This window comes from Blastocatellia bacterium (assembly GCA_016713405.1).
Classification (GTDB): domain Bacteria; phylum Acidobacteriota; class Blastocatellia; order Chloracidobacteriales; family JADJPF01; genus JADJPF01.
Genome location: JADJPF010000022.1, coordinates 141380 through 167870 on the forward strand (window position 1 = coordinate 141380; position 26491 = coordinate 167870).

General features: G+C 36.5%; 20 protein-coding genes, 1 tRNA gene and 3 pseudogenes. 2 read left to right on the top strand and 22 right to left on the bottom strand.

The window, feature by feature from the left end; genetic code table 11:
- Positions 1-9: 9 nt before the first annotated feature.
- From IPK14_22105 to IPK14_22120, 4 genes and pseudogenes are all read right to left on the bottom strand, one after another.
- Positions 10-1338: a prepilin-type N-terminal cleavage/methylation domain-containing protein gene (locus IPK14_22105; protein ID MBK7995967.1), complete on the bottom strand. Its 1329-nt coding sequence runs from the start codon at positions 1336-1338 to the stop codon at positions 10-12.
- A 14-nt stretch (positions 1339-1352) separates the two neighbouring features.
- Entirely contained in the window at positions 1353-1598 is a 246-nt protein-coding gene (locus IPK14_22110; protein ID MBK7995968.1) for a hypothetical protein, read from the bottom strand.
- Positions 1519-1998 (bottom strand): type II secretion system protein, encoded by a 480-nt coding sequence (locus IPK14_22115; GenBank protein MBK7995969.1) that lies wholly within the window; start codon positions 1996-1998, stop codon positions 1519-1521. The genes IPK14_22110 and IPK14_22115 overlap by 80 nt, the downstream gene beginning before the upstream one ends.
- Before the next feature lie 330 nt (positions 1999-2328).
- Positions 2329-3610, bottom strand: a pseudogene (locus IPK14_22120) (glucose-1-phosphate adenylyltransferase).
- Between the two features lie 250 nt (positions 3611-3860).
- Between IPK14_22120 and IPK14_22125 the strand changes: the two are divergent.
- Positions 3861-4784 (top strand): pseudouridine-5'-phosphate glycosidase, encoded by a 924-nt coding sequence (locus IPK14_22125; protein ID MBK7995970.1) that lies wholly within the window; start codon positions 3861-3863, stop codon positions 4782-4784.
- A gap of 8 nt (positions 4785-4792) precedes the next feature.
- A complete protein-coding gene (der, locus tag IPK14_22130) occupies positions 4793-6157 on the top strand; it encodes a ribosome biogenesis GTPase Der (GenBank protein MBK7995971.1) in 1365 nt (454 codons plus the stop codon).
- A 56-nt stretch (positions 6158-6213) separates the two neighbouring features.
- Here the strand turns inward: der and IPK14_22135 are convergent.
- The 18 genes and pseudogenes from IPK14_22135 to IPK14_22220 all read right to left on the bottom strand — a co-directional run bounded on the left by IPK14_22135 (position 6214) and on the right by IPK14_22220 (position 26491).
- Positions 6214-6295, bottom strand: a tRNA-Leu gene (locus IPK14_22135).
- Positions 6296-6324: 29 nt separating this feature from the next.
- On the bottom strand, positions 6325-6834 hold the full coding sequence (gene secG / locus IPK14_22140) for a preprotein translocase subunit SecG (protein ID MBK7995972.1): 510 nt from the start codon (positions 6832-6834) through the stop codon (positions 6325-6327).
- A gap of 24 nt (positions 6835-6858) precedes the next feature.
- Positions 6859-7614, bottom strand: coding sequence for a triose-phosphate isomerase (locus IPK14_22145; protein MBK7995973.1), 756 nt, complete (start codon positions 7612-7614; stop codon positions 6859-6861).
- 64 nt (positions 7615-7678) lie between these two features.
- Complete coding sequence (locus IPK14_22150) at positions 7679-8866, bottom strand: phosphoglycerate kinase (GenBank protein ID MBK7995974.1); 1188 nt, start codon at positions 8864-8866, stop codon at positions 7679-7681.
- Positions 8867-8880: 14 nt separating this feature from the next.
- A complete protein-coding gene (gene gap / locus IPK14_22155) occupies positions 8881-9888 on the bottom strand; it encodes a type I glyceraldehyde-3-phosphate dehydrogenase (GenBank protein ID MBK7995975.1) in 1008 nt (335 codons plus the stop codon).
- Between the two features lie 197 nt (positions 9889-10085).
- Entirely contained in the window at positions 10086-10511 is a 426-nt protein-coding gene (locus tag IPK14_22160; GenBank protein MBK7995976.1) for a type II toxin-antitoxin system VapC family toxin, read from the bottom strand.
- A gap of 2 nt (positions 10512-10513) precedes the next feature.
- On the bottom strand, positions 10514-10861 hold the full coding sequence (locus tag IPK14_22165) for an AbrB/MazE/SpoVT family DNA-binding domain-containing protein (GenBank protein ID MBK7995977.1): 348 nt from the start codon (positions 10859-10861) through the stop codon (positions 10514-10516).
- A 142-nt stretch (positions 10862-11003) separates the two neighbouring features.
- On the bottom strand, positions 11004-12404 hold the full coding sequence (recG, locus tag IPK14_22170) for an ATP-dependent DNA helicase RecG (GenBank protein ID MBK7995978.1): 1401 nt from the start codon (positions 12402-12404) through the stop codon (positions 11004-11006).
- Positions 12380-13153, bottom strand: a complete 774-nt coding sequence (locus IPK14_22175; protein MBK7995979.1) for a hypothetical protein — start codon at positions 13151-13153, stop codon at positions 12380-12382. Before IPK14_22175 ends, recG begins: the two co-directional genes overlap by 25 nt.
- Positions 13154-13183: 30 nt before the next feature.
- Positions 13184-14518 carry a DUF512 domain-containing protein gene (locus tag IPK14_22180; protein ID MBK7995980.1) on the bottom strand — a complete coding sequence of 445 codons (1335 nt, stop codon included), beginning with the start codon at positions 14516-14518 and terminating at the stop codon, positions 13184-13186.
- A 126-nt stretch (positions 14519-14644) separates the two neighbouring features.
- Positions 14645-15835 carry a class I SAM-dependent RNA methyltransferase gene (locus tag IPK14_22185; GenBank protein MBK7995981.1) on the bottom strand — a complete coding sequence of 397 codons (1191 nt, stop codon included), beginning with the start codon at positions 15833-15835 and terminating at the stop codon, positions 14645-14647.
- A gap of 65 nt (positions 15836-15900) precedes the next feature.
- Positions 15901-18822, bottom strand: a complete 2922-nt coding sequence (gene bamA / locus IPK14_22190) for an outer membrane protein assembly factor BamA (GenBank protein MBK7995982.1) — start codon at positions 18820-18822, stop codon at positions 15901-15903.
- A 441-nt stretch (positions 18823-19263) separates the two neighbouring features.
- Positions 19264-21612 (bottom strand): ATP-dependent Clp protease ATP-binding subunit, encoded by a 2349-nt coding sequence (locus tag IPK14_22195; protein MBK7995983.1) that lies wholly within the window; start codon positions 21610-21612, stop codon positions 19264-19266.
- A 117-nt stretch (positions 21613-21729) separates the two neighbouring features.
- Positions 21730-22439 (bottom strand): annotated as a pseudogene (locus IPK14_22200) (ABC transporter ATP-binding protein).
- Positions 22440-22625: 186 nt separating this feature from the next.
- The gene (locus IPK14_22205) at positions 22626-23732 is read right to left on the bottom strand and encodes an ABC transporter permease (protein ID MBK7995984.1); all 1107 of its coding nucleotides are present in this window, start codon (positions 23730-23732) and stop codon (positions 22626-22628) included.
- Between the two features lie 196 nt (positions 23733-23928).
- Positions 23929-24834 carry an ROK family protein gene (locus tag IPK14_22210; protein ID MBK7995985.1) on the bottom strand — a complete coding sequence of 302 codons (906 nt, stop codon included), beginning with the start codon at positions 24832-24834 and terminating at the stop codon, positions 23929-23931.
- A 237-nt stretch (positions 24835-25071) separates the two neighbouring features.
- Positions 25072-25311, bottom strand: a complete 240-nt coding sequence (locus tag IPK14_22215; GenBank protein ID MBK7995986.1) for a hypothetical protein — start codon at positions 25309-25311, stop codon at positions 25072-25074.
- Between the two features lie 105 nt (positions 25312-25416).
- Positions 25417-26491 (bottom strand): annotated as a pseudogene (locus IPK14_22220) (threonine synthase).

Here is a 26491-nt window from a genome sequence, read left to right on the forward strand (position 1 = left end):
ACAGCCCCTTTATTCTAAGTTTTGTATAACTATTGGGAAGTTGATTGTTGCTTTTCGTGTAATCTGTTCTGATGCAGCACCTTGACCGGCTGGCAATACCCTAGTTAAAGTAATATTGACTGATTTAATATCATTAAGCCAACTAACTAGTGGTGTGTTTGGTGTTGGAACAGTAGTTAGATTTTTTAATTGGTAAGATACACTAATAGAATCTATTTCGCCTAAGTTGATTTCTGAGCCGCCTTGTACAACAAAATTGCCATTTCCATCAGGTAAAATTACCCCACCATCATTTCTTACAACTCTGCTGCTCATTTGATCTTGTTTTAAGTAAAAACTTGTTACTTTGATTGGAACTAATGTTGCGCCAATGTCAAATTCTGTTCTAGGTGAAATTACTGGATTAATTACTGAAGGGAAAACATCGGCACATTCTCCATTTGCACAAACATTGTAGGTTACATTAATAAATTTACGTGCTGCCGTCCCTGCGCTTTGTGTAGTTTGAGTTGCACTTACTATTTTTACAAATCTAGAAATAGGTCTAGTAGGTTCTACTGCATCATCTGGCTGATAAGGTGGTGTGCTGACCAATAGCATTATTTCGCCTGGTTGAAACATATCTGGGTTGGGAATCCAAGCTAATCCGTTTAAGGTTTGCTCTAATGGGACATTGGGCGGTGTATCTGGTTCATTTGAGCTTGGATCAGGTGTTGGGGTGTTTCTAGGGTTTGGGCTAGAGGTTGGGGATGAACTTGGGCTTGGAGTTGGAAGATCTTTAACTGGTGGACGTTGGTTTTGCTCTGCAATTGTTGAATTATCTTCTTTATCAGAACCAGCACCGGGTAAAAAAGTTGTTGAAACATTAGAAGGTAAAGCAATTCTAGCAGTACCAATATTACCAAGTTGGCTAGCAGCTTGAGAGAGAGAAAAACGAGGACGTTTAGCATCAGCATAAACAATAGTAACAGCATCAAAACCATTGACTTTATAAGGCGTTACAACTCCTAAAGTGATAGGTGTTAGCTGTCCCTTATCATTAGGTATCGAGCCAAATGCGGGTAAAATTGGGGTATTAAAAGATTGACCATTTGAAGTAGCAAGTCCCCTTGCTGGAAGGGTAACTAGGGATTGTTCTAAAGTAGTTTGAGTGCTTGCAAGAGATTTTTCTACATCAATTAACCTGGATTGCCTGAGATCTAGCTTAAGCCATTTGACATAAAGGCTACCTAAAGTAGTTAGTAGAATTGCACCTATAACAAAAACTACAATTGCTTCAACTAAGCTAAATCCTTGATGGCGTTTAAGATATGTTTCAATAAATGTAATGTTTTTCATGCTTCTTATTCCTTTTATTGCTCGGTTGAGCCATCAGATTTAGTAATTATGTGTGTACGTGCAATGGTTTGTGTGTCTTGGTAAACTACAATTACACAAGCAGTTACATCATTAGGATTTGGGAAATCTTTTCTAATTAACCATTGGCGACGAAACTTAGGAATAAGAGATTGGCTTGGATTAAGTACAGCAGAGGTTGAACAATCTAGCGTAGTTCCCCCCCCCGTAATTTTGCCTATTGTTTTTGTTAAGGTTACCAATAGGGTTTGTTTTGCCACCTTTTCCACCTTTACCGTCATCATCTTTTGGGCTGTCATTAGGGTTTTGAACAAAAGCACCTAGAAGACAACCTGACTCATTAAGTAGATCAAAGTAGCCATTTACAGGGTTATTAGGATCGATAGAACCAATTTGAGTTTGATTTTTAGGGATAAGATTAGCTTGGTTAACGCTGTCGTTATAAAGTTCAGTAGCTTTTTTTAAGGAAAGTAGATTAACATCGGTTAGTTTTTGAGAGAAACGGCCATTATTTATTGTGGATAACATGATTTTTCCAACACCAGCAAACATAATACCTATAAGGATCACAGCTATCATATATTCCGTTAAGGAAAAACCTTGTTGTTTATGCGTTCGCAAATACCTTAGTTTTTGAGACATAAAGGTAATCTCTAAACATTTTTATTAAACTTAATGGAAATGTACTAAACTGAATTTATTAACCAAGCCGTGAGTGCAAAATTATGCAAGTATTATAGCGGGATTATTTGGTTAATAAAAGTTTGTTGTTCTGAATTTTGAATTAATTTTTGTCTGAATTTTATTTGAGCTAACAGCAAGTTTTATACCTAGAACTAGTTAAAGTAGTTGGTTTTATAATTCAATAAGTTAGAGCTAAAGCAAGAGTTTTTAATATGACATTAATACCAAAAATGGCAGATTAGCAAGTGTCAAATTTGACTTGTCTGCCATTTTTGGCATTGATGGAAGCTAAATTACAGTACCATCTGCAATAGTAGTATTTTTAGGGATAATTACTATTCCTTCTCGGATATAATAATTTGGCCCATCATAATCATCTAAGCCTTTTTCATTAATAATACGCACATTAGCACCCACACGAGCATTAGTATCAATAATAGCTTTACGTAATGTAGTTCCTTCACCAATGCCAATCCAGGGAACAGAACTACGGCGATCTTTTTCAAGTTCTTCTAAAGATTGATAGGAATCTGCTCCCATTATCAGGCTATTTTCTATTTTTGTGCCTCCACCAATTCTACAGCGTAGTCCAATGACGCTTCTTTCAATATAAGCTTCATTGATAATACAACCATCAGCAATTATTGCATCACGTACTTTACAACCACGCATTTTAGTAGCAGGTAGAAAACGAGGACGAGTATAAATTGGTGCAGAAGTATCAAAGAAATTAAACTTAGGTAAAACACCAGTCATATCTAAATTAGCTCGATAAAACGCGCCTATAGTCCCAATATCTTCCCAATATCCGCCAAAGAGAAAAGCTTGTACATTAAGATCTTTTATTACAGCCGGAATAATTTCTTTGCCAAAATCAACACAGCTAGTATTTTCATATAGGAAGTTTTCAATAAGCTGACGATCAAAAATATAAATTCCCATTGAAGCAAGGTAGGGACGTTGCTTGGCCTCTTCTGGACTAAGCCCAAAAAGCGTTGTATCAACTTTCATCGCTTTTAGAGCTTCACCTGTAGGTTTTTCAGCAAATTCAATGATTCGACCAAATTCATCGGTTTTTAGTAAACCAAATTCGCTAGCTTCATTTTCTGAAACAGGAATGACAGAAATGCTAACATCTGCTTTTGTTTGCCGGTGTTTAGCAACAAATTCTCTATAATCCATACGATAAAGATGATCGCCTGACAAAATTAGCATTAATTTTGCTGCTGGATCAGTAAAATGACGTAAGCTTTGCCTCACGGCATCAGCAGTGCCTTGAAACCAGCTAACATTTTCTGGTGTTTGTTCTGCTGCTAAAACTTCAACAAAACCATTAGAAAAAGCACTAAAACGATAAGTACGGTTAATATGATTATTAAGGGAAGCTGAATTAAACTGTGTTAGCACATAAATTTTAATGATATCGGAATTTATACAATTACTAACAGGAATATCAATTAAGCGATATTTTCCGCCTAGCGGGACGGCGGGTTTAGAACGTTCTTGGAGTGAGTGGAAATAGTCTTGAACCCTGTCCACCACCTAAAATGACCGCAAACACATCTCTCATAAATCTCTTTTCCCCTTGCGGTTAGAATATGGTAAATAAACTCGTTTAAAGTGAGCGAAAAAATTATAATACCGTTTTCAAAATATGCTAAGTAATCAAAGCTTTTAATTAGCCCTGCCCTGAAAGCACAGAGCTATTATCAAAAGCCCTACTGAGGGTTAAAAAATAATAGATCCTCAAATGTTACATCATAGCGTTTAATATTAGGCAAGCCCTTCAGGGCTTTTGCATGTATTGCTTGTCTTAGGAGATAGCTTTGGCAACTAATTTAGTCATTTCTGATGATATTCAAATTGCACTTTCAGAAGGTGAAGCTGTTGTAGCACTGGAGTCAGCCGTAATTGCTACTGGGCTACCTTCACCACATAATTTAACGGCAGCTTATCGTTGTGAAGCAGCAATTCGTTTGCAAGGTGCTAAACCTGCAACTATTGCTATTTTAGCTGGAATGGCTAAAGTAGGCTGTAGTTCCGATGAAATAGATGATCTAGGTATTCGTGATGATGTTGTAAAGACCAATTTAAGCAACCTTAGTGCTATTATGGCTCAAGGACGTTGGGGAGCAACTACAGTTTCTACAACTATGCACCTGGCAGCACAGGCTAAACTTATGGTTTTTTCAACGGGTGGAATAGGTGGAGTCCATAAAGGGGCAGAAAAAACTTTTGATATTTCTTCTGACCTCTTAGCTCTTTCTCGATATCCCCTTATAGTTGTTGCTGCTGGAGCTAAGTCAATTTTAGATTTACCTCGTACAGTAGAAGTGTTGGAAACTCTAGGCGTTCCTATAATTGGTTATAATACTGATGAATTACCTGCATTTTACTCACGTAAAAGTGGTATAAAACTTGATATTGTAGCCCAAGAGCCAGCCGATGTTGCTCGAATTGCTAAAGAACATTGGCAATTAGGTTTAGGAGGAGGGTTATTAGTAGTAAACCCTATAGCAGAACATCATGAAATTCCCGCTCAGGAAATGGAAGAAATCTATAAGACGGCTATGGATAATGCCGCCCTTGAGCAAATAACAGGAAAAGCTGTAACTCCTTATTTACTGGCTAAACTAGGCAGTTTAACTAATGGTCGTACAATTACTAGTAATATAGCATTACTAGAAAATAATGCTCGCGTTGCTGGGGCAATAGCAGTAGCATTAGCAGAACAATTAAAATAGGTAATTTTATGGAAACAACAGAAATTTTAGAAGATTTAATAGAAACAAATAGTAATGATTTGCCCTCAGTAGTCATAGTTGGCCGTCCAAATGTTGGCAAATCTACGCTTTTTAATCGATTAACAGAAACTCGCCGGGCCTTAGTTGCAGATATTCCTGGTCTAACTCGTGATCGAATTTATGGACGGGTGCTTTGGTCTGGATGTGAATTTGAAATTGTTGATACAGGCGGAATTATTCCTGATGATGAAGCAGAAATCCCTATCAACATCTTGCGCCAAGCCAAAGTAGCATTGGATAAAGCTAGTTTAATTTTGCTTCTAGTTGATGCTAGAGCAGGAATTACATCTCTTGATGAAGAGTTAGCATATTTACTTAGGGGTTTAGGTAAACCTGTTTTTGTAGTAGCTAACAAAGCAGATGCTCAAAAAATAGAAAGTCATGCTGCTGAGTTTTATGCTTTAGGTTTTAATGAAGTTTTTCCTGTTTCCGCTGAACATGGAAATGGTACAGGTGAATTATTAGACGATGTGGTTAAACTGCTCCCTTTTGCAGAAAAAGAAGAAAAAAAAGTAGAAGAGATTAAAATAGCTATTATTGGTCGTCCTAATACCGGTAAATCATCACTTGTCAACAAGTTACTGGGCCAAGAACGAGTAATTGTATCTCCAATTGCTGGCACCACAAGAGATGCTATTGATACAGTCTTAGAGCATGACGGAAAAATCTTTCGCCTTATTGATACAGCAGGCATTCGCCGCAAAGGACGTACTACAGAAGTACTTGAAAAACTTTCTGTAATTATGGCAAAAAAGAGTATTGAAAAAGCTGATGTAGCAATTCTAATGATTGATGGTGTAGAAGGCCCAACAGCACTTGATGCTAACATTGCTGGCTATGCTCATGAAGCAGGTTGCTCAATGATAATTGCTGTTAATAAATGGGATTTAGTAGAAAAAGATACTTACACAGCAATAGAGTATGAAAAAGATCTAAGAGAACATATGAAATACTTGGATTATGCTCCTGTTACTTTTATTTCTGCTTTGACAGGCCAAAGAGTAACTAAAGTATTGGATATTGCTGCAAAAGCTTATCAAGCACGAAATGCACGTGTTAGCACAGCAGAATTAAACCGATTTTTTGAAGAAAATATTGCTCAACCTCGTGCTAGCACACCTAGTAAAAGCCCTGTTAAAGTACGCTATATTACTCAAGCAAGAACTTCACCACCTATGTTTGTACTTTTTACAAACACAAGTACAAAGCTACATTTTTCCTATGAAAGATATATTGAAAATCGTTTAAGAGATGAGTTTGGCTTTTTTGCAACACCAATTAGAGTTAAACAAAAAGGAAGGATAAAAAAGTAACTGCTAAAATCATAAAAATAAAAAAGGGAGAAAATTTTTCTCCCTTTTTTATTTTATGCCGGAGGGGGGACTTGAACCCCCACAGGTTGCCCTATACGCCCCTCAAACGTACGTGTCTGCCAATTCCACCACTTCGGCAAGTTATTAAAACTTTAAATATCTAAAGACTATTTGTTGTCTTTTTTAGCATCTTTATTAGCTTCTGGTTTAGAAGCATCTGTTTTAGTTGCACCTTCAGATTTGGCTTTATCTTCAGCTTTATTTTCTGCTGGCTTTTCTTCTGTTTTACCAGTTGCTGCTGGGCTTGCCGCTGGTGTTGGTACAGTAGTTTCACCAGTAGCAGCATTAGCACCTGGGCTAACAAGTGGAGATGGTAATGGTGTAGGTGTTGTTGCAGGTAAAACTGGGTCATCATCTAAGCCGGAAGCAACTGACCCTCCGCCTAATATTCCAGGCATAGAAAAAAGAAAAGATAAAATCATATAAAGACTAGCAGCAACTAAAGTAACTTTAGCAATTGTGCTTGCTGCACCTCTAGGGCCAAAAGCGTTTTGCGCTCCACCTCCACCAAGTGCTGATGCTATATCCCCTTTGCCTGATTGAAGTAGTACAGAACCTATTAAGGTTAAAGAGGCGAGTATAAAAAGTGCTAACAATAACCAACTATACCAATGCATGAAAATATATTACCTAACTTTTACTTACTTGTAGTTTACGATTTGTGCAAAACTAGTAGCGTCTAAACTCGCACCACCAACTAAAGCACCATCTATATCAATTTCTGCCATTAAACTAGCAATATTGTCCGGTTTAACACTACCGCCGTAAAGAATAGGTAGTTTTTGGCTTAACTCATCTCCCCAATTATCAGCAATCACATTGCGGATAAATTTGTGCATTGTTGCTGCAATTTTAGGTGTAGCTGTTTTGCCAGTACCAATAGCCCAAACCGGCTCGTAAGCGATGAGAATAAGCGAAAGTTCTTTAGCTGTCAAGCCCCTTAACCCACCCTTAAGTTGAGAACCTACGACATTTTCCATCTCTCCACTTTCACGATCTGCCAAACGTTCACCAACACAAACAATAGGTTTAAGTCCTGCATCCAAGGCAGCACGAACTTTTTTATTTATCATTTCATCTGTTTCTTTGTAATATTGCCGTCTTTCAGAATGCCCAATAATTACATAACTACAGCCTAAATCTTTTAGCATCTCGCCAGAAATTTCTCCTGTAAAAGCACCTTGTCCAGCACTTTCACAAAGACTTTGCCCAGCAGTCTTAATATTTGAACCTTCTAGGCGATCATTGACGGTTTTTAGCGCGGTAAATGCAGGAGCAACAACAATATCGCAGTGGCGTGAATTAACCACTTGAGGCTTTAAGTCTAATACTAATTGCACCGCCTCAGATAATAATTTGAACATTTTCCAATTGCCTACAATAACAGGTCGGCGCATTTTTTCCTCTTTTCACATAAATAGAATTTTAATAGCGTAAGGTTAAAACCCTACGCTATATATATTAAACTGCATCATTTAAGGCTTTTACTCCTGGGAGTTCAATGCCTGAAAGAAACTCTAAACTTGCTCCACCACCTGTTGAAACGTGGGAAACTTGATCTGCTACACCTGCTTGGTTAATGGCTGCAACTGAGTCACCACCACCAATAATTGTTGTACCTTGACAGTCTGCAACTGCTTTTGCAACTGCCATTGTACCTTGAGCATAGCTTTCTTTTTCAAATATTCCCATTGGGCCATTCCAAACAATGGTTTTTGCGCTAGCAATTTCCTTACAATAAGTTGCGACTGTTTCAGCACCGATATCAAAACCTGCTTCATCTTCGACTGTTTCACTAATAGAACAAGTTCTTAAAGATTCTGCTGTTTCCATATTTTTAGCAACAACATGATCTGAAGGTAAAACTAGTCGAACTCCACGACTTTCAGCCTTAGCCATTAATTCTTTAGCCAAGTCTAATTTATCGTCTTCTACCAATGATTTACCTATGCTCAGACCTTGAGCTTTTAAGAAGGTATAAGCCATTGCACCACCAATTAATAAAACATTGGCAGATTTCAATAAGTTTTCAATGACTTCTATTTTATCAGACACTTTTGCACCACCAAGAATAACTACAAAAGGGTGTTCAGGTGAATAAAGAGCTTTGCCTAAATATTCTAACTCTTTTTCCATTAAAAACCCTGCTCCAGCTTTAGCAGTAAAGTGAGTCATTCCAACCGTAGAAGCATGCGCACGATGAGCAGTGCCAAAAGCATCATTGACATAAATGTCACAAAGCGAAGCTAATTGACGGGAAAAACTTTCATCATTTTTTTCTTCTTCAGCATGAAAACGTAAGTTTTCTAGTAGCAAAACTTCGCCATTAGCTAAGTTATTTACTGCTGTTTCAACTTCACTACCAACACAGTCATTAGCAAATTTAACTTCTTTTCCAAGTAGTTCTGCTAGACGATCTGCTACAGGTTTTAAGGAATATTTAGCATTAACTGTGCCTTTTGGCCGTCCAAGATGCGAGGCAAGAATTAGCCTCGCACCTTTTTCTAAAGCATAATTAATTGTAGGAAGTGCCGATGTAATACGGGTATCATCGCTTACTTGCCCACCTGATAGAGGAACATTAAAATCCACTCTAATAAATAGACGTTTACCGCCAAGGTCTAAATCTCTAATAGTTAATTTCTTCATAGCCTACCCCTAATTTATAAACCCTTTGCTACTAAGAAGTTAATTAGGTCACGAACTCGACAGCTATAACCCCATTCATTATCATACCAAGCCATAACATGGACTAGGTGACTATCTACAACTTTAGTGTAACCAGCATCTACAATTGAAGAATGAGGATTACCACGAAAATCAATAGAAACAAGTTCTTCTTCGCAAAACTCTAAAATATTTTTCATCGGGCCGTGTGCAGCATCTTTTAGAGCTTGGTTGACTTCTTCTTTAGTAGTAGCTTTTTCTAATGAAACAACTAAATCTACAACTGATACATTAGGAGTAGGAACACGCAAAGCAATTCCATCTAGTTTTCCTTTTAGTTCTGGAACTACTAGCCCTATAGCCTTTGCTGCACCTGTTGTAGTAGGAATTATTGACATTGCAGCAGCACGAGCGCGTCTTAAATCTTTATGAGGTAGGTCTAAAATCTTTTGGTCATTGGTATAAGAATGAATGGTTGTCATTGAGCCACGAACAATAGTAAATTTCTCGTGTAGCACTTTAGCAACGGGAGCTAAACAATTTGTGGTACAAGAAGCATTAGAAATCACATGATGATTTGCTGCATTATAAGCCTCATCATTAACGCCTAATACTAATGTAATATCTTCGTTTTTACCTGGAGCAGAAATAATTACTTTTTTTACTCCATCGCGTAAGTGTAAAGCGCATTTATCTCTATCAACATATCTTCCTGTAGATTCAACAATAATTTCTGCACCAACAGCACCCCAATTAATTTTTGTTATATCTGGCTCGCTATAAACTTTGATTGTGCGACCATTAACAACTAAATCATTTTCATGTACTTCAACTTTAGCGTCAAAAGTGCCAATTATAGAATCATATTTTAGTAAGTGAGCTAGAGTTTTAGCGTCCGTAAGATCATTTACAGCAACAAACTCTATTTCTGGGTTATTAATTGCAGAGCGTAATAAATTGCGACCAATACGACCAAATCCATTAATACCAACTTTGACTGACATAAATAGACTTCCTCCTTGACCAACTTTGCATTGGCCTTAAGTAATTTTCATAAGTTTTTTAAAATAAAACGATTATTTGAACAAAGTTTAGAATTACCATAAATGCGCTATTTAGAGCAAATAAACAGCGCGGAAATTTATTTAAGGAAAAAGTTATATTGTGAAGTGTTTTAAGAATTGAACACTTAAAAGTTAAATTAGATTACCCAGTTTTCCACTTGAAATAAAGAAGGAAGATGTTTGAAGACTAAATCATTGCTAACAAGAATATAGCCATAACGATGAGCAATACAAGCAATCAGTAAATCAAAATCCTTTATAGGAGTAGCTTTGTTGTTCAACACAACTTTAGTTTTAGCAAAAAGTAACCAACAATCTTTATCCGTTATAACTGGACTAACAGTTAACAGAAAAGTTTCAATTCGTTGATAAGTTTTAGTTGGGTTAATGCTTGTTTCAGCACCAAAATACATCTCTCCTACCACTACATCACAGGTATAAGCAGGTTGGGAAAGATTTTCAAAAGCAGTGATAGCTTTGTTTTCTTGTTCTTTACGGTAAATGGGTTGTTTGTAAGAACCATTAATAATGTAAGAGCAATGGTTAGTATCTAGTAAGTACATAGTTAATCAAACTCAACTACCTTATCTGAAAAAGTCCGATTTTCTTTAATCAAATCAATATTAATATCTTCACTATCATCAACAGCATTTCCTTCAAGAGCTTTCAACATAGCTAAACGATCTTCTTTGCTTTGAGAAGGAGATAAAGTAGACTTTAAGTCGTTCCAAGTAAGAGGCATTGTCATGGATCGTTTCAAGCTTCTAGCGTCAACTAATTTTTTAGCTCTAATGATAATTTCATCATTTTTTTTGACAAACTCTATATAATCACCGGATTCAGCACCTAAAGCATTACAAATGTCTTCAGGTACAACTATTTGTCTTTTTGAACTCAGTTTACTAAGTATCATATTATTCCTCCTTACTTTACTGCTTAGTTTTATCTTAAATCTGTAAAGTAGTAAAACCAAATGTAAGTTAATATTTTTATTCTACAAGTTCAATTTTATATATCACTAAAGCAGTCCATAGCTTAAAGACTTAAAAAAATAACTATCCAATTGAGGCTAAACCAAAGCGAGGTTGTTCTATGACTCGTTGGATTAATTGATAGGCTAGTTTGTCATTATGAGAAAGTGTTAAGAGTAAATCTGCTTCCTGACGTGCAAGTTCAAGTAGTTTGCGGTCTCGGACAATGTTAGCTACTCGAAAAATCTGTTCACCTGATTGACGTGTCCCTAAAATTTCACCTGGGCCACGTAACTCTAAGTCTTTTTCTGAAATCTTAAATCCGTCTGTAGTTTGTTCTAAAACTCTTAATCGCTCGTTAGATTCCTTAGATTTACTTCCGGCAGTCATTAAAATACAGTAAGATTTTGCTGCGCCACGTCCAACACGTCCTCGGAGTTGATGAAGTTGTGAAAAACCAAAACGCTCTGCATGTTCAATCATCATAACACTAGCATTTGGAACATCTACGCCAACTTCAATAACAGTTGTAGAAACTAAAATATGACTTTGCTGAGCAATAAAATTTTTCATTACTTCTTCTTTTTCTTGAGGTTTCATCCGTCCATGTAGAAGACCTATAGAAAATTGAGGAAAGATGTCTTTTTGCAAGACTTCTGCCATTTTGGTAGCAGCAGCTAAATCCATTTTTTCTGATTCTTCTACCAAAGGATAAACAATGTAGCATTGACGACCTTGGCGAACTTCTTCAGCAATAAATTGATAAACTTTGTCGCGCGAGGCTTCGCCCCTAATTCGGGTATCTATTGGAGTACGTCCGGGCGGGAGTTCATCAATAATTGAGACATCTAAATCTCCATAAACCGTCATAGCTAGACTACGTGGAATCGGTGTAGCAGTCATTACTAGAACATCTGGGCGATAGCCTCGGCGGATTAATTCGGCTCGCTGCATTACTCCAAAACGATGTTGCTCATCAATCACAACTAGCCCTAATTTAGCAAACTTAACATCATCTTGAATAACTGCATGTGTACCAATTACTAATTGAATTTCATTAGCGGCAATTGCGGCTTTAACGGTTCTTTTTTCTTTTGCTGTTAAGCTTCCTGTCAATAACTCTACTCTATAGTTAGTTTTAGCAAATAATTTTTTAATATTTCTAGTGTGTTGCTCGGCTAGAATTTCTGTCGGAACCATTAACACGGTTTGATAGCCATTCTCTATTGCTACCACTATGGCTTGGGCTGCTACTATGGTTTTTCCTGCGCCAACATCACCTTGAAGCAGCCTATTCATAGGACGATCAGAAGCTAAATCTGTAACAATTTCTTTTAACACTCGTTTTTGTGCATTGGTAGGCTTAAAAGGCAAAATATTTAACACCGCTTGACGCACAGAATCATTAATTTCAATTTTTGTTCCTTTAGGCTCTTTCTCTCGTTCAGAACGCTTAACAGCTAAACCAAGTAATAGCCAAAAAATTCTTCAAAAATCAATCGTTGATGAGCAGGTGAAATTGCTTGATTATAATTATCTAAAGAAACATTCTCTGGTGGGAAGTGTATTTGTTTTAAGGCTTCGCCGCGAGTAAGCAAATTATTGCGGACTAGGATTTGTAAAGGCAGATTTTCCACTACGGTACTAAAATCTATTTTTTCCAACAAGTTATGCATGATGCTACGTAGTTGTTTAGTGCGAATGTCGCCTAGTTTTCTATAAACTGGGACAGAACGCCCCATATGGATAGCATCTTGGCTTGGGTCAGTTTCCTTATCAATAATTTCATAATCAGGACTCTCTATGGTTAAACTATTACGGTAAGTGTCATATTTCCATTGACCAAATAAAATTACTCGGCTATCACGAAGAAAAGTTTTTTCTAAAAAAGGTTGATTCCACCAAAAAGCGCGTATTCGCCCAGTTTCGTCTGAGCCAGAAAGCTCAAAAATTTTATGTTGATTAGCTTTTCCTACACGGTAGTTTCCAGCTACTTTTACTTCTACGGCTACAGCGGCTTCCATTCCTTCGGCTAAATCAGCGATTTTGGCTAAATTTGACCGATCTTCATAACGCATTGGAAGATAAAGTAGCAAATCTTCAACTTTTGCTTGAGCAGAACTAGAGCAAGCATTTAGCAAGGCTATTGATCCAGCCAAGTTTTGTGCCGTTTTTTTACCTACTCTGGGCAGTTCGCTTTCTAACTCTAAAATAGGTGTTGATAAGGTAATCATTAAAAATACTAGGTTAACTTTATTAGAATTTTACTTCATAAGAGAAAAAATAGATTTCCAACCATCTTTATAAACTGGTATACCTAATTTTTCTCTTAAGTCCAGTAAAGTCATATCATCTAGGAAACGTTCTTTTTCACCTGTTACACATTCTGGGGGTAAAACTAAAAAATCACCAAAAATATCTTTTTGTGCTAGCACAAAATCGCGCCCAGAAAGCAGCCCAGCAACAGTTGCTTCATCTCCAAAAAAGTCATTGACTACGGCGATAGGCTTTAATTCTGTTCCAAAATTATTGTTAAATTCAATGATGCAATCTTTTAAGATAGGATAAAAAAGTGTGCCTGTTGCAACTGTGCCGCGAATGGGCTTTGAGGCTGTTTTTTTACGTTTTAGTAGTTTTTTGAAATCTACTAAAAATCTACGCACCATTCCTACACCGTCTTCTATTTGTGGAGATTGACCATAATGGGCATTATTAGGAATTTCTCGGCCTGCTCTTAAATAAAATTCATCTCCAAGAAACGCAAAACGAGTTCCATATTTACGTTGAAACTCCTCTTGCCAAGGGCTAACTTGATCAATAACTTCAGCAGACCATTCAGGCGTTACGGGTGTAAGCAAATGACGACGTTTATGATGCTTATTTAAGCCTAGCGGGACAATGGCAGCAGATTGGACACCTGGATAAAGCTTAACTAAATCAAAGACGGTTTTTTCTAGCTGTTTTCCATCATTTATTGTTGGACAAAGCACAATTTGCGCGTGTAGTTCAATGTCATGCTCGACAAAATAACGCATTTTATCTAGTACATCATCAATTCGCTCACGTCCAAGCAAACGACGACGGACTTCTAAATCCGTAGCATGAACAGAAACATATTGAGGTGAAAGGCGTTGCTCAACAATACGATTTATTTCGTCACGGCTCATATTTGTCATAGTAGTATAATTACCGTGCAAAAATGATAGGCGTATATCTTCATCTCGAAAAAATAAAGATGGTCGTGCGTCTGGTGGGTTCATTTCACAAAAACAAAACAAGCACTCATTAGCACATTGACGGGGCATAAAAGTTTCAAAGTCTAGTCCCCAAATTTCCCCTTCTTCTAAATCAACATCTAAATTCCATTGCTCGCCAGAAGCTTTTTCTACAGCTAGTTTTAGTTGTTCTTCTGAGCCTGTAAAAAACTGGAAGTCTATATAATCTCGTAGCTTACGACCATTGATAGCAAGTATTCTATCCCCTACTTCTAAACCTAAGTCATAGCCTAAGCCATCTATGTCAACTGCGGTAATTTCTACGCCTCGTCTTCTTTTTAATTGGGCAACTGGATAAATACTATCAAATTGATCGCTATACATAAAAAAATCCTGACTAAAAAAGTAATAATAAAGGTGAAATTGGAGAATAAAAGAAGAATGCTAGCCTAGTCAAAAGCGATTGGCAACTATTTTGCCTGCTTTTTATTGAAATAGAAATATTTACCACTATTTTTTTAAGCTAGCTACAGTTTCTATATGATAGGTTTGAGGAAATAAATCTATGCCTACAACATTATTTAATTGATAGCCACAATCGGCCAAAACTCGCAAATCCCTCGCTAAAGTAGTTGGATCACAAGAAACATAAACAATTTCTTTTGGTTGTAAGGCAACAATGCTAAGAAGCGTTTTCTTAATTATTCCTACTCTTGGCGGGTCTAAAACTATTAAATCTGGCTTGATATTTTGACGAGACATTTTAGCTAGCCATTTTTCAGTAGAAAAATCATAAAACTCTAAATTATTGATTTTATTTTCCTTAATATTATGGGTTGCCCATTTGACAGCCGTCTTATTTACTTCTGTTGCAATGACTTTTTGATAATTTTTAGCTAGTTGTAGGGCAAAAAAGCCAACTCCAGCATAAAGATCTAGTGCGAGTTTTCCTTTTCTTGTGCCTATTACAATATTAAGAAGTGTCTCTAAAAGATGTTGATTAACTTGGAAAAAGCAATTTGGTTCAAAATAATAGTTAATACCTAAGACTTGTTGAAAAACTTCTTTTGTATCTAAGCTAGCTATTTTTTGGCTAGCTGATATGTTGTCAACTCCTTTGATCAAGTCAATTTTTGTGTAAGGAATTTCAGACAAAGCTATTTCATCTTGGGCATTTCGTAAAGTTTCTAAGGCTTGATTAAGTTCATTAGCTAAAATTAAGCAATTTTCTATATCACAAACCTGATGAGAACCAGCTTTATAAAAGCCTATTTGCAAGGGTTTTGTACTACGTTCTATTTTTAATTGTACTCGGTTTCTATAATTAAATTCTTCTGCATGTTTTACTTCAACTCTATTAGACAAAGAAAAACGTCCTATGCGCTTAAGTGAATCTTCTATAAAACTAGCTTTAGCTTCTAGTTGTGCAGAGTAATTTATATGTTGTAATTGACAGCCTCCGCAAAGATCAAAATATGAACAAGGTGCAACACGTCTCATTGAAGAAGAATTAAGAATTTCTACAACTTTAGCGCGAAAAAAGTTTTTTTCTGCTTCAGTAATAATAACTTTAACTTTATCTCCTGGAACAGTTTCAGGAATAAACAAAGCTACATTTTCTAAACGTGCTAGACCTTCTGCACCATAAATTAGTTTTTCTATTGTTACTTCATATTCTGCACCAAGTTCTATTTTAACCATAAACTTAAAAAGCACAGTAAGCAATAAAGCTACTGTGCTTTTACTAGCAACTCCTAAGAAAATTATTAGAAAGTACGTCCAATGCTAAAGCGAATGACTCGTTTTTGTTCAATAAAGATTTGACGTGGGTCATTACGATTAGTTCTAGCATTTGGGTTATAAGCAAAAATAAGCCGGAAAGGTACACCAACAACAGGAACTTGAACCCGAAGTTCAGCACCTAAAGAGCTACGGAAGTTTTGACCAATGCCACTAATTGCATTATTTACTCTAACTACAGAAGTATTAGTAACTTGTCCTTGGAAAGTAACAAAACGAAACCCTTTTGGCAAAGCTGTCAAAGGTGTTTCAGGAGTACGAGCATCATCAACTTCTTTTTGAGTAGCAACTAATCCACGAGGATTAAGAATAAACACTGTTTGTGGGAAGAAGGATGAAGGATCATCAGGAACAACAGTTCTAAAAGGATTTGACACTAAGCTTTGGTCTTCATCGTTACTAGTATTAAAAGCAGTTCCAGCATCAGCAAATAAAGCCATTGTTAGAGGCCCGGCTATAGGCAATCTATACTCAAGATTATAGAGTATTTGTGTATCGCCTCCAATAGGGGTAAATTCTGGAAAACTTTGATTGCTTACTAGTCTATTATTAAAAGTAAACTTATTTAGTACAGTAGCTTCAACACCTCGTAAACGTCTTCCAGGTTTTAAGACCTTTAACACTTTATTAGTACCAAGTTCTACAGCTTGAACATCTGTTGCAGTAAAGAAGCGGTCAACTTGGGCTAAAGGAGAAATTGAACGAACATTATAACCGCGCAAGGAATCTTCACCGCCTAAGAAGAAGCGATTAAAGATTGGAACACCGCCTATAAAAGCTAGTGAATTGGTTGCAGGAGAACCTCCAAAGGAAGACACTTTTTGGAAAGAAAATCTCATGCCTAATACATGGGGTTTTTCTCGTTTTAATATAGGAGTAAAGTATTTTACTTCAACTGAAGGGAAGAAGACCTTAACATCTCCGCCTAAACCACTAAAGGCAAATGAAGCGGCTAAGCTCATACCTGTAGTCGGATCAATAGGGCTGTTAAGAGTATTATAGTTAATAGTCGGGGTAATTGTACTAGTAGTAATATTTGGTTGAGTAAATGATACAAAAATATCATTAGCCATATCAGCATCTCGGTTAGCTGGTGGGTCAATAACTTTAGAAGAACTAAGCCCATAACTTAAGCCTACACGAGTAAACCGAGTATATTTGATATATTTTCTAGGAATAAAATAAGTTAATGGTGCTGTAAAATTTACGCTAAACCCTGTTGTGGTACGGGTAAAGAGAGCATCATCAAAATTATTACCAAATACAGATCCTATAGTTGAGCCATCAAAACCATTATTTAAGCCTCCGCTAAAGAATTTTAGCTTACTGGTAAAAACTGAAATCCCAGCACTAATTGGGCGGCCTTTTAAGTAAGGTTCAGTAAAACTAATAGAAAAATTTCTTTGTCTATTACCAGCTTGAACATCAAAAGATAGAGATTCACCATAACCAAACAAGTTATTGGTTGAATAGGTAATTCCTATAAAACTTCCACCAATACCAGAAACGCCACCTGTAAAAGAGATTTGTTGACGACCTTTTTCTTTTACTTTTACAAGTAGGTCAACAAAACCACTTCTATCATCGGTTTGTATTTGCACATCTTCTTCTTTAACTTCTTCAAAATAGCCTAATTGGTTAAGACGTAAACGACTAAGGTCAAAAAGTTCTTGGTTATAGAGATCGCCTTCATTAACTAATACTTCCCGACGCATTACAGTATCACGAGTGATTGTATTGCCAGCAAATTCTAAACGGCGGATAGTAAAGGGTTTACCCTCATCAATTACAATAGTAAAATCTACTGTATCATCTGCATCATTAAAATTTTGCTGTAAATCTGTAGTAGCTTGAATATAACCTGCTCTACCATAAAGTTTACGTAAACGTTCAAACACACCTTCACGAATAACTTTAGCTGAAGCGACTTCACCAGATTTCATTCCAGTAACAGCTAAAATTAAGTCATTATTATAGAGTGAGTTACCTTCAACATTAATTTTGCCAAAGTTATAGCGTTTTCCTTCATTAATAGGAATTTCTACTTTAACGCCTTCACCTTTGCGGCCAAAAATAGGTATTGGTTTACCAACTTTTCCAACATTTTCTAATTGAGGTTCGCCTATTTGAGGGCGAATATAACCTTTTTCACCTAGAAAGATTCTGACTCTTTGCAGATCTTCATCTAATTTGCGTTTATCATATATATCTTTAGAGTTAAAAGTAGTAAGAAAGCTAGATTGTTTTACTAGCTTCATAGATTTTCTTAATTTACGGTCAGAAAAAACTTGATTACCTTCAAAGTTAATTTTAACAATTCTAACTCTTTGACCTTCATTAACTACAAAGTTAACAGCCACAGTAGTAGCAGAAATTTCCTCAACTTGATCATCTATTTGAGCGTTTGGTTTACCTTTTTCTGCTAAAAGTTCCTGTAAGACTTTCTTAGCATTTTCTACTGTTACTGGGTCATAACGGGATTCTTTAGAGACTTGAACCCGGCGTTCTCGAAAACGCTGAATAACATCTGATTCTTGGACTGATTTTAGCCCATCATAAGTAATATCCCGAATAACAGGACGTTCTTTAACATAAAAAACAACTACTATGCCACCACGCGGGCCTTCTTCTTTGAAAACACGGCTTTCAAATTCATCAAAAAACCCTTGTCCAAGTACAGCTTGAAAATCTCGTTGTACTTGAGCATCGCTATATAAATCATCTCTTTTTGTTTGAATATAAAGGCGGATAGTATCTGTTGGGATTGCACGATTACCACGAATTTCTACATCTTCAACTCGTGATTGGTCTTGAGCTAATGCAGATTGAGTAAATAAGGCTAAAGTTACTATGATCGGCATTGCTGCCATAAAAAACAACCGCTTCATAAAAAGCCCCCGTAGAGGATATTAAATATTAAGTTTAATAAGCAATTTTGTTAATAATACTAGAGTTTATTTTGTGATATAGAGTTTATTCTAACAAAATAATCTGAATCTTAACTTGCCTAAGATAGGATAAAACTCTCAAATTAAAAGATTTTAGTTGGACAAAATAGGAAAAGCAAGGCACAGATGCTAAAGACTACTAATAATGTAAATGTTGCTATTTTCCCTAGCTTGTCAAACACGCTTTTATTTTACTATCCTAGCAATAATTTACTGGAATAGTTTATAAATTTAAGAATTTAGAGTTTTCACTTAATATTTTAATCATCATTTAATAGCTTCTCTCATCTTGCTTAAACCTAAAATCAAAAGTAATAGTTCAAATAGAAAAGAGCGCGAAACGCGCCCTTTTTATCATTATTTAATTATTTAGCTTAGTTTTTAGTGTGTTAGTAAAGGATCGGTTTCCTCTACATCTACTAAGCGATATTGAAGTTCTGCATTTTCTAAATAAATTTCTATATTTGAACCTTCACTAAATCGGCCTTGAATTACTGCTTCAGAAAGCGGATCTTCAACATAGCGTTGTAAGGCTCGTCTAAGAGGACGCGCACCATAAGAACGATCTGAACAAGTTTTTTGCAATAACCAACGTTTAGCATCATCAGTAATATTTACTGCTAATCGTTTTCGCTCTAAAGTTTTGTTCATTTGTCCTAAAAGCATACCTACTACTTGCATTAAATCATCTTCTGTTAGTGGATCAAATACAATAATTTCATCTAAACGGTTAATAAACTCTGGATTAAAGGTTTGGCGGACTGCTCCCATTACTTCTTCTTCTATTTTTTCATTTTGAGTTTCTGTAGAAGCTTGAAAACCCATATGACCACGTTTTTGGATAAAACGCGCTCCAATATTAGAAGTCATAATAATGATTGTATTTTTGAAATCTATTGTATTCCCAATAGAATCAGAGAGTTGCCCATCTTCAAAAACTTGTAATAGGATATTAAAGACATCAGGATGAGCTTTTTCTATTTCATCAAATAAAAGTACCGAATAAGGATTACGTTTAATCCTTTCCGTAAGTTGTCCGCCTTCTTCGTGTCCAACATAACCGGGAGGCGAGCCTATAAGCTTAGAAACCGAGTGTTTTTCCATAAATTCAGACATATCAAAACGAATCATTGCCCGTTCACTAGCAAAAAGAAATTCAGCTAACGAGCGTGCAACTTCGGTTTTACCAACACCGGTTGGGCCTAAAAATAAAAAGCTACCTACAGGACGAAAAGGACTTTTTAGTCCTGCGCGACTACGCCGAATTGCTCTTGCTACTGCGGAAATAGCTTTTTTCTGAGAAACAATCCTTTTATGAAGTTCTGCTTCAATTCTAAGAAGTTTTTGCATTTCTTCTTCTTTAAGTGAAGAAACTGGAATGCCTGTCCAACGAGCAATAACATCTTCTATGTCATCTTTAGTAACTACATGGCGGGAATCAAATTCATTTATTTCTTGCTCATAAAAAGATCGGTTATTATAAGAACGCGCAGTTCTAACTAACTCATAAGAATTAGCATTTTGTGAGTAACGAAGTTTTACCCTTGCACCTGCTTCATCAATAATGTCAATTGCTTTATCTGGTAAAAATCGGTCTGGAATATAACGGTTTGATTGATATACGGCTGCTTCTATTGCATCTTGCTCATAGCGAACTTTATGGAAAGATTCATAGCGTTCTTTTACACCTTCTAAAACACCTACAGCTTCTTTTTCATCTGGTGCAGGGACTTTTACAGCTTGAAAACGACGTTCTAAGGAACGATCCTTTTCTATTGACTTACGAAATTCTGCCGGAGTAGTTGCTCCAATACATTGAATTTCACCACGAGAAAGAGCAGGTTTTAAGATATTAGCAGCATCTAGTGAACCTTCAGCCGAGCCTGCACCAACTAAAGTATGTAGCTCATCAATAAATACTATATATTGTGGATTTTCTACAAGTTCACGCATAATAGTTTTTAAGCGTTCTTCAAATTGTCCACGATATTTAGTACCTGCAACAACTAAAGAAAGGTCTAGAGCCAAAATTCTTTTATCGGCTAAAAATGAAGGAACATCGCCCGACATAATGCGCTGTGCTAACCCTTCAACAATAGCGGTTTTACCAACCCCAGGTTCACCAATTAACACAGGATTATTTTTAGTTCGACGGCACAAGATTTGTACAACTCTTTCAATTTCATTAGCACGTCCAACTAATGGATCTAACTGACCTTGTAGGGCTGCTTCGGTTAAATCTCGGCTAAATTCAGCTAAATGAGGAGTTTCTTTCTTTTGAGCAGCATGACGCTCATTGCTACTAGAGCGTGTTAACTCATCTCGAATAGCGTTAAGGCGTAAGCCTCTTTCATGTAGTATTTCTGCGGCTACACTTTTCTCTTCCCGTAACAAACCTAATAATAAATGCTCTGTGCCAATATGACGGTGCTGTAAGCGTTCAGATTCTTCAGCAGCATAGGCCAAAACTCGTTTTGCTTCAGGAGAAAGAGGTAAATCTACAGAGGTAGAAACTTTTTCTCGCAAAATTGTACGGCCTTCAATTTCCTTACGAATAGATTCTATAGAGGCTTGAGAGTGGCGGAAAAATCTATTGGTAAGACCTTTATCTTCACGCATTAAGCCTAAAAGTATATGTTCAGCTTCAATTGCTGGGGCACCAAACTGACTCGCTTCATAGCGAGCAAAAAAGATAACCCGACGAGCTTTTTCTGTATATCTTTCAAACATGCCTATCTTTCGCCTTAGTTTAATGCCGTGTCTTAAGCTTGAGCTTTATGTCACGGGAATGAACGGATCTAAATAAGGGTTTTAATCTTATTTAATTAACTTAAAAAGAACTGCTATTTACGAACGTAAACGTCCATCTTCTAAATGCAATACCCGTGAGCAAATAGCTGCTAGACGTTCATTATGGGTAACTATAACAGAAGTTAGTGAACATTCGCTGTGCATTTGTTTAAGTAACTGATGAATTTCCTCGCCTGTACGACTATCTAAATTTCCACTAGGTTCATCAGCCAAAAGCAACTTAGGTTTTGTTACTAATGCCCTTGCTAAAGCAACTCTAGCTGCTTCACCGCCAGATAGCTCGCCAGGGCGATGTTCTAGTCTAGTTCCCAAACCAACCTGTTTTAATATACTACTAGCAAGTTGAAAGCTTTCCTTTTGTGTCAGGCCCCAACTAAAAGCGGCATCATAGTATTTTCAACTGCTGAAAACTCCGGTAGTAAGTGATGAAACTGAAAGACAAAACCTATGTCTTTATTTCTCACTTTAGCCAAGTCTACATCAGAGAGTTTACAAATGTCAAACCCATCCATAAATACAGATCCTTCAGTTGGTTTATCTAAACCTCCTAGCAAATGTAGCAAGGTAGATTTACCTGTTCCAGAAGGGCCAACAATTGCAATCATTTCACCATACTTAATTTCTAGAGTTAAGTTCTCAAAGATAGCAACTTTATTTTTACCAAGTTGGTAAGTTTTGGCAAGTGCCTTAGTATAGAGTAAAACACTTTTTGAATCTTTTGAATTTTTTATTTGTTCAGCACTCATCAAAAATTAAAATACCTAAATGTTAATTCTTAGTTAATACTTATTAAAAAGTGTTTTTGTTATTATTCATAACGCAAACTTTCAACAGGTACTAACTGCGAAGCTTTCCAAGCAGGATAAATAGTTGCTAAAAAGCTTATTACAAGTGTAATTGTAGCAACTAGAATTACATCTAGCAAACGAGTATTAAAAAGGAAGATAAGAAATTGAGTAAATTTTTGGGTCAAGTTGGATTAATTGATATTGATTGGCAAAATGGCTAGCCAAAACACCTGCAATAATACCTACTGTCATACCTACAATGCCAATAATTAAACCTTGAAGGATAAAAATTATTAAAATACTTCGTCGAGTTGCTCCCATACTCATTAGAATAGCGATATCTCGGTTTTTTTCTACTACCATCATTATTAAAGTAGTGATGATATTTAAGGCTGCAACTAATATAATCAAGCCAATTCCAACTAAAAAGCCTAGTCGTTGTAAATTTAGAGCAGCAAAAACAGGTTGATTAAGTTGTTGCCAATCTTTGGTTTTATAGCCTGGGCCAACACTAGCTAAAATTTGAGCAGCAATTTCTTTTACTTGATAAATATCTGTTAATTTTATTTGAATAACCTGGGTAGGTTGTTGGTTAGAAATCAGTTCTTTCATTGCATCTAGCGAGATATAGCCCCAATTGGAATCATATTCATAGAGACCTGACTTAAAAATTCCAACTATAGTAAAAACTTTTTGACGAGGAGCTAATCCGGCTGGTGTAAGCCGTCCTTCGGATGAAATAATAGTAATAGTTTCACCTAGTTTTACACCTAAATCTGTTGCTAGTTCTGCGCCTAAAATAATGCCTTCTTCGCCGGTTTCATTAGATTTTAGGCCATCAATTGAGCCTTGTGTAATGGTTTGGAAAATTTCATTAGCTTCATTTTTAGCTGTTAGGTCTACAGCTTTAACAATCGCACCCCGTGAATCTATTGCGCCATTTAAGTAAACTCCTGTATAAAGCGTAGCAGCAGCAGCCTTAACACCTGAAACTTCTACAACCTTACTAATTAGTTCATCTGGATTATTAAACGCGCTTTCATCTTCACGAAGCAAATTAAGGTGTGCAGTACCTCCAAGAATTTTATTTTGTAGGTCTTGTTCCATTCCACTTTGAAAAGATAAAACTATAACTAATGCCCAAACACCAACCATAATCCCTAGCATAGAAATTAATGTAATCACAGACAAAACGGCTTGACGACGTTTTGCCCGCAAGTAGCGTAAGGCAATAAAAAACTCATAACGCACTTTGGGTTTACCCTCTTTGCTTATTTTTACCTGCAACTAGATAAGCTTTCTCTGTTGGAACACAGGAAAAAGCAAAGTAGTTTACTTTATTTTTTAATGCTTTTGGAAATTTGTTTTGAACAAATAAAAAATAGCAGCCAGAAATTTCTAGCTGCTATTTTTATAAGTTTATTGAAAAACTCTTTTTGCTTTTAACTTAATATCGCCATAGCGCGATACCGCCTAAAATGCCAGCTTCATTACTAACAGTTTTTACATTTGTAGGTAAGTCACCTTCTAGTTTCTTAGCATTACCACCACCAATATAAAGCGCGCGGTAATTGATGATTCTTGCTAAAAGTTCAATAGCAGTTTTGACTCGTTTATTCCATTTCTTCTTGCCTGCTTTATCTAATGCTATGCGGCCTAATTGTTCTTCATAGGTGCAATCTTTACGGAAAGGATGATGTGCTAGCTCTAAATTGGGAACTAAGCGACCATCAACAAAAAGTGCTGATCCAAGACCTGTGCCAAGTGTAAGGACTAATTCAACACCTCTACCTTCAATTGCTCCATAGCCTTGAACATCGGCATCATTAGCAACTCTAGCAGGTTTGCCTAATACTTGAGCTAAAGTTCCAGCCAAATCATAACCGCGCCAGTCTGGATCTAGATTAGGTGCTGTATAAACAACTCCATCATGAACAACACCAGGAAAACCAACTGAAATACGGTCAAAACTTACTGGTTGAGCGTTAGCTAGTTCTATAATTACATCTACAATTGGTTGAGGTTTAGCAGGTTGTGGGGTATCACGTCGAGCGCGTTCTGTTAGCGGTACACCATTTTCATCAAGCACCATCATTTTAACGCCACTACCGCCAATATCTATTGATAATGTTCTTGGCCCAACTGGTGCAGCATCACTATTTTCAGAAACAGGGCCTTCAGCTACTACTTCAGCAATAACTTCTTCTGATGATGCTTCTGTAGGGCTATCAACAATAACGGCTGCTTCTACTACTGTTTCTGCTGACGGTTCAGTTTCAACAGTTTCAACTTCAGTTACATTAGTAACAACATCTGTAGATTTAGCGGATGATTTTTTGGTTCTTTTTTGCATATTATTTTCTTTTCCTGCCTTTCTGCTAAATGCCTCTCGGCTTGTCTGACTTGGTTATAATGAAAATGGTAATTCAAAAATTTTAGGTGATAAAAAAGTTGTGAGTTTGAGTAGTTTTAGATAACTAGGCAAACAATTTTAATCCAAAAATTTTTTTAGTCTACCAAAATATATTTATTTCTCGGAAAATTCCCCTATTAAAAATCTAGCAGCAAAAACTACCAGACTCATGGCTTATCAAAAAGTTTGAGGAGGTAAAATAACAGGTGTTTTTCCTGCTTTTAGGTGATCTTGTTTAGGCATTGCATAGAGTGTTAAACAACGCCTACAACGATAAAGCCCTTGTTTAGCAGGCAGTTGCTTTTTTAAGCTTTCTGGTGCTGTTAAATATTCCTTCAAATGCCCTGCACAAGACTTACCTTTGTCATTTTTTATAATACAATTGGCAATTATTTTATCTAATTTAGTAATTTCCATGCTCTTAACCTCTAAAAACTATAAGCCTAAAACTTTTTTTATAGCTTCTTTTTCATTTGCAACCATTATTGGACGATTAGCAAAAGCTGCTGGGATTCTATTTTCTTAGTAAGTTACTTCTGTTTTAGTTTTTGAATATTTACAAAGCGAATCTAGATGATAATTAACCGTGTAATCAGGATCTTTAAGCAAGTTTCCAGTTAAAATTGCTACTACTCTTTCATATTTATCTATTACACCATCTTCAACTAGCTGGCGAATCCCTGCTAATGTCACGGCTGAAGCAGGTTCGCAGCCTATTCCATCACTTCCAATAACAGCTTTAGCATCAGCAATTTCCGTTTCAGAAACTTGATGACAGCCTCCGCCCTGGCACCAATCTAAAGCACGTAAAGCTTTTTTCCATGACACTGGACGACCAATTTTAATTGCTGTAGCTAGAGTGTCAGCCTTTTCAACAGGAATTAATTTTTCTCGCTCGCCTTTTTGCCACATTTGCGCTAGTGGATTTGCTCCTTCAGCTTGAATAATGTGCATTTTTGGCATTTTATCAATTAGTCCTAATCTGTAAGGCTTCGGCAAAACCTTTACCAATAGCAGAACTATTACCTAAATTTCCACCTGGAATAACAATTCTATCTGGAACTTGCCAGCCGCATTGCTCTAAAAGTTCAAAAGCAATAGTTTTTTGTCCTTCTAAACGAAAAGGATTAACAGAATTAAGTAAATAAAGGTCACTTTCCTGACTAAGTTCTAAAACTAACTGCATTGCTGCGTCAAAATCGCCATCAATTTGTAGTGTTTTAGCTCCATAATCCAAGCTTTGAGAAAGTTTTCCAAAAGCAATTTGTCCGCTAGGAATAAAAACGGCTGCTAGCATCCCTGCTCTTGCTGCATAAGCGGCCATTGACGCAGAAGTATTGCCTGTACTAGCACAGGCAACAGCCTTTGCACCCAAAGCATGAGCTTGTGCAACGCCTGTAGTCATCCCGTTATCCTTAAACGAGCCAGTAGGATTTAAGCCTTGATGCTTAAATATTAGACTGTGTAAATTTGCATATTTAGCACTTTTTGGGGCAGTGTAAAGCGGCGTATTGCCCTCAAATAAAGTAACTATATGGCGTTGGTCGGCTAAAAATGGAATTAGTTCACGAAATCGCCAAACCCCGCTTTGATCCAT

Bases quoted from the DNA above. Each gene is read 5' to 3' on its own strand.
- IPK14_22165 (MBK7995977.1), bottom strand. From the start codon at position 10,861: ATGATACTTAGTAAACTGAGTTCAAAAAGACAAATAGTTGTACCTGAA.
- IPK14_22105 (MBK7995967.1), bottom strand. From the start codon at position 1,338: ATGAAAAACATTACATTTATTGAAACATATCTTAAACGCCATCAAGGA.
- IPK14_22195 (MBK7995983.1), bottom strand. From the start codon at position 21,612: ATGTTTGAAAGATATACAGAAAAAGCTCGTCGGGTTATCTTTTTTGCT.
- IPK14_22185 (MBK7995981.1), bottom strand. From the start codon at position 15,835: ATGGTTAAAATAGAACTTGGTGCAGAATATGAAGTAACAATAGAAAAA.
- bamA (MBK7995982.1), bottom strand. From the start codon at position 18,822: ATGAAGCGGTTGTTTTTTATGGCAGCAATGCCGATCATAGTAACTTTA.
- IPK14_22160 (MBK7995976.1), bottom strand. From the start codon at position 10,511: ATGTACTTACTAGATACTAACCATTGCTCTTACATTATTAATGGTTCT.
- IPK14_22145 (MBK7995973.1), bottom strand. From the start codon at position 7,614: ATGCGCCGACCTGTTATTGTAGGCAATTGGAAAATGTTCAAATTATTA.
- IPK14_22115 (MBK7995969.1), bottom strand. From the start codon at position 1,998: ATGTCTCAAAAACTAAGGTATTTGCGAACGCATAAACAACAAGGTTTT.
- IPK14_22210 (MBK7995985.1), bottom strand. From the start codon at position 24,834: ATGCAAAAAAGAACCAAAAAATCATCCGCTAAATCTACAGATGTTGTT.
- IPK14_22150 (MBK7995974.1), bottom strand. From the start codon at position 8,866: ATGAAGAAATTAACTATTAGAGATTTAGACCTTGGCGGTAAACGTCTA.
- IPK14_22180 (MBK7995980.1), bottom strand. From the start codon at position 14,518: ATGTATAGCGATCAATTTGATAGTATTTATCCAGTTGCCCAATTAAAA.
- IPK14_22215 (MBK7995986.1), bottom strand. From the start codon at position 25,311: ATGGAAATTACTAAATTAGATAAAATAATTGCCAATTGTATTATAAAA.
- secG (MBK7995972.1), bottom strand. From the start codon at position 6,834: ATGCATTGGTATAGTTGGTTATTGTTAGCACTTTTTATACTCGCCTCT.
- der (MBK7995971.1), top strand. From the start codon at position 4,793: ATGGAAACAACAGAAATTTTAGAAGATTTAATAGAAACAAATAGTAAT.
- gap (MBK7995975.1), bottom strand. From the start codon at position 9,888: ATGTCAGTCAAAGTTGGTATTAATGGATTTGGTCGTATTGGTCGCAAT.
- IPK14_22175 (MBK7995979.1), bottom strand. From the start codon at position 13,153: ATGATTACCTTATCAACACCTATTTTAGAGTTAGAAAGCGAACTGCCC.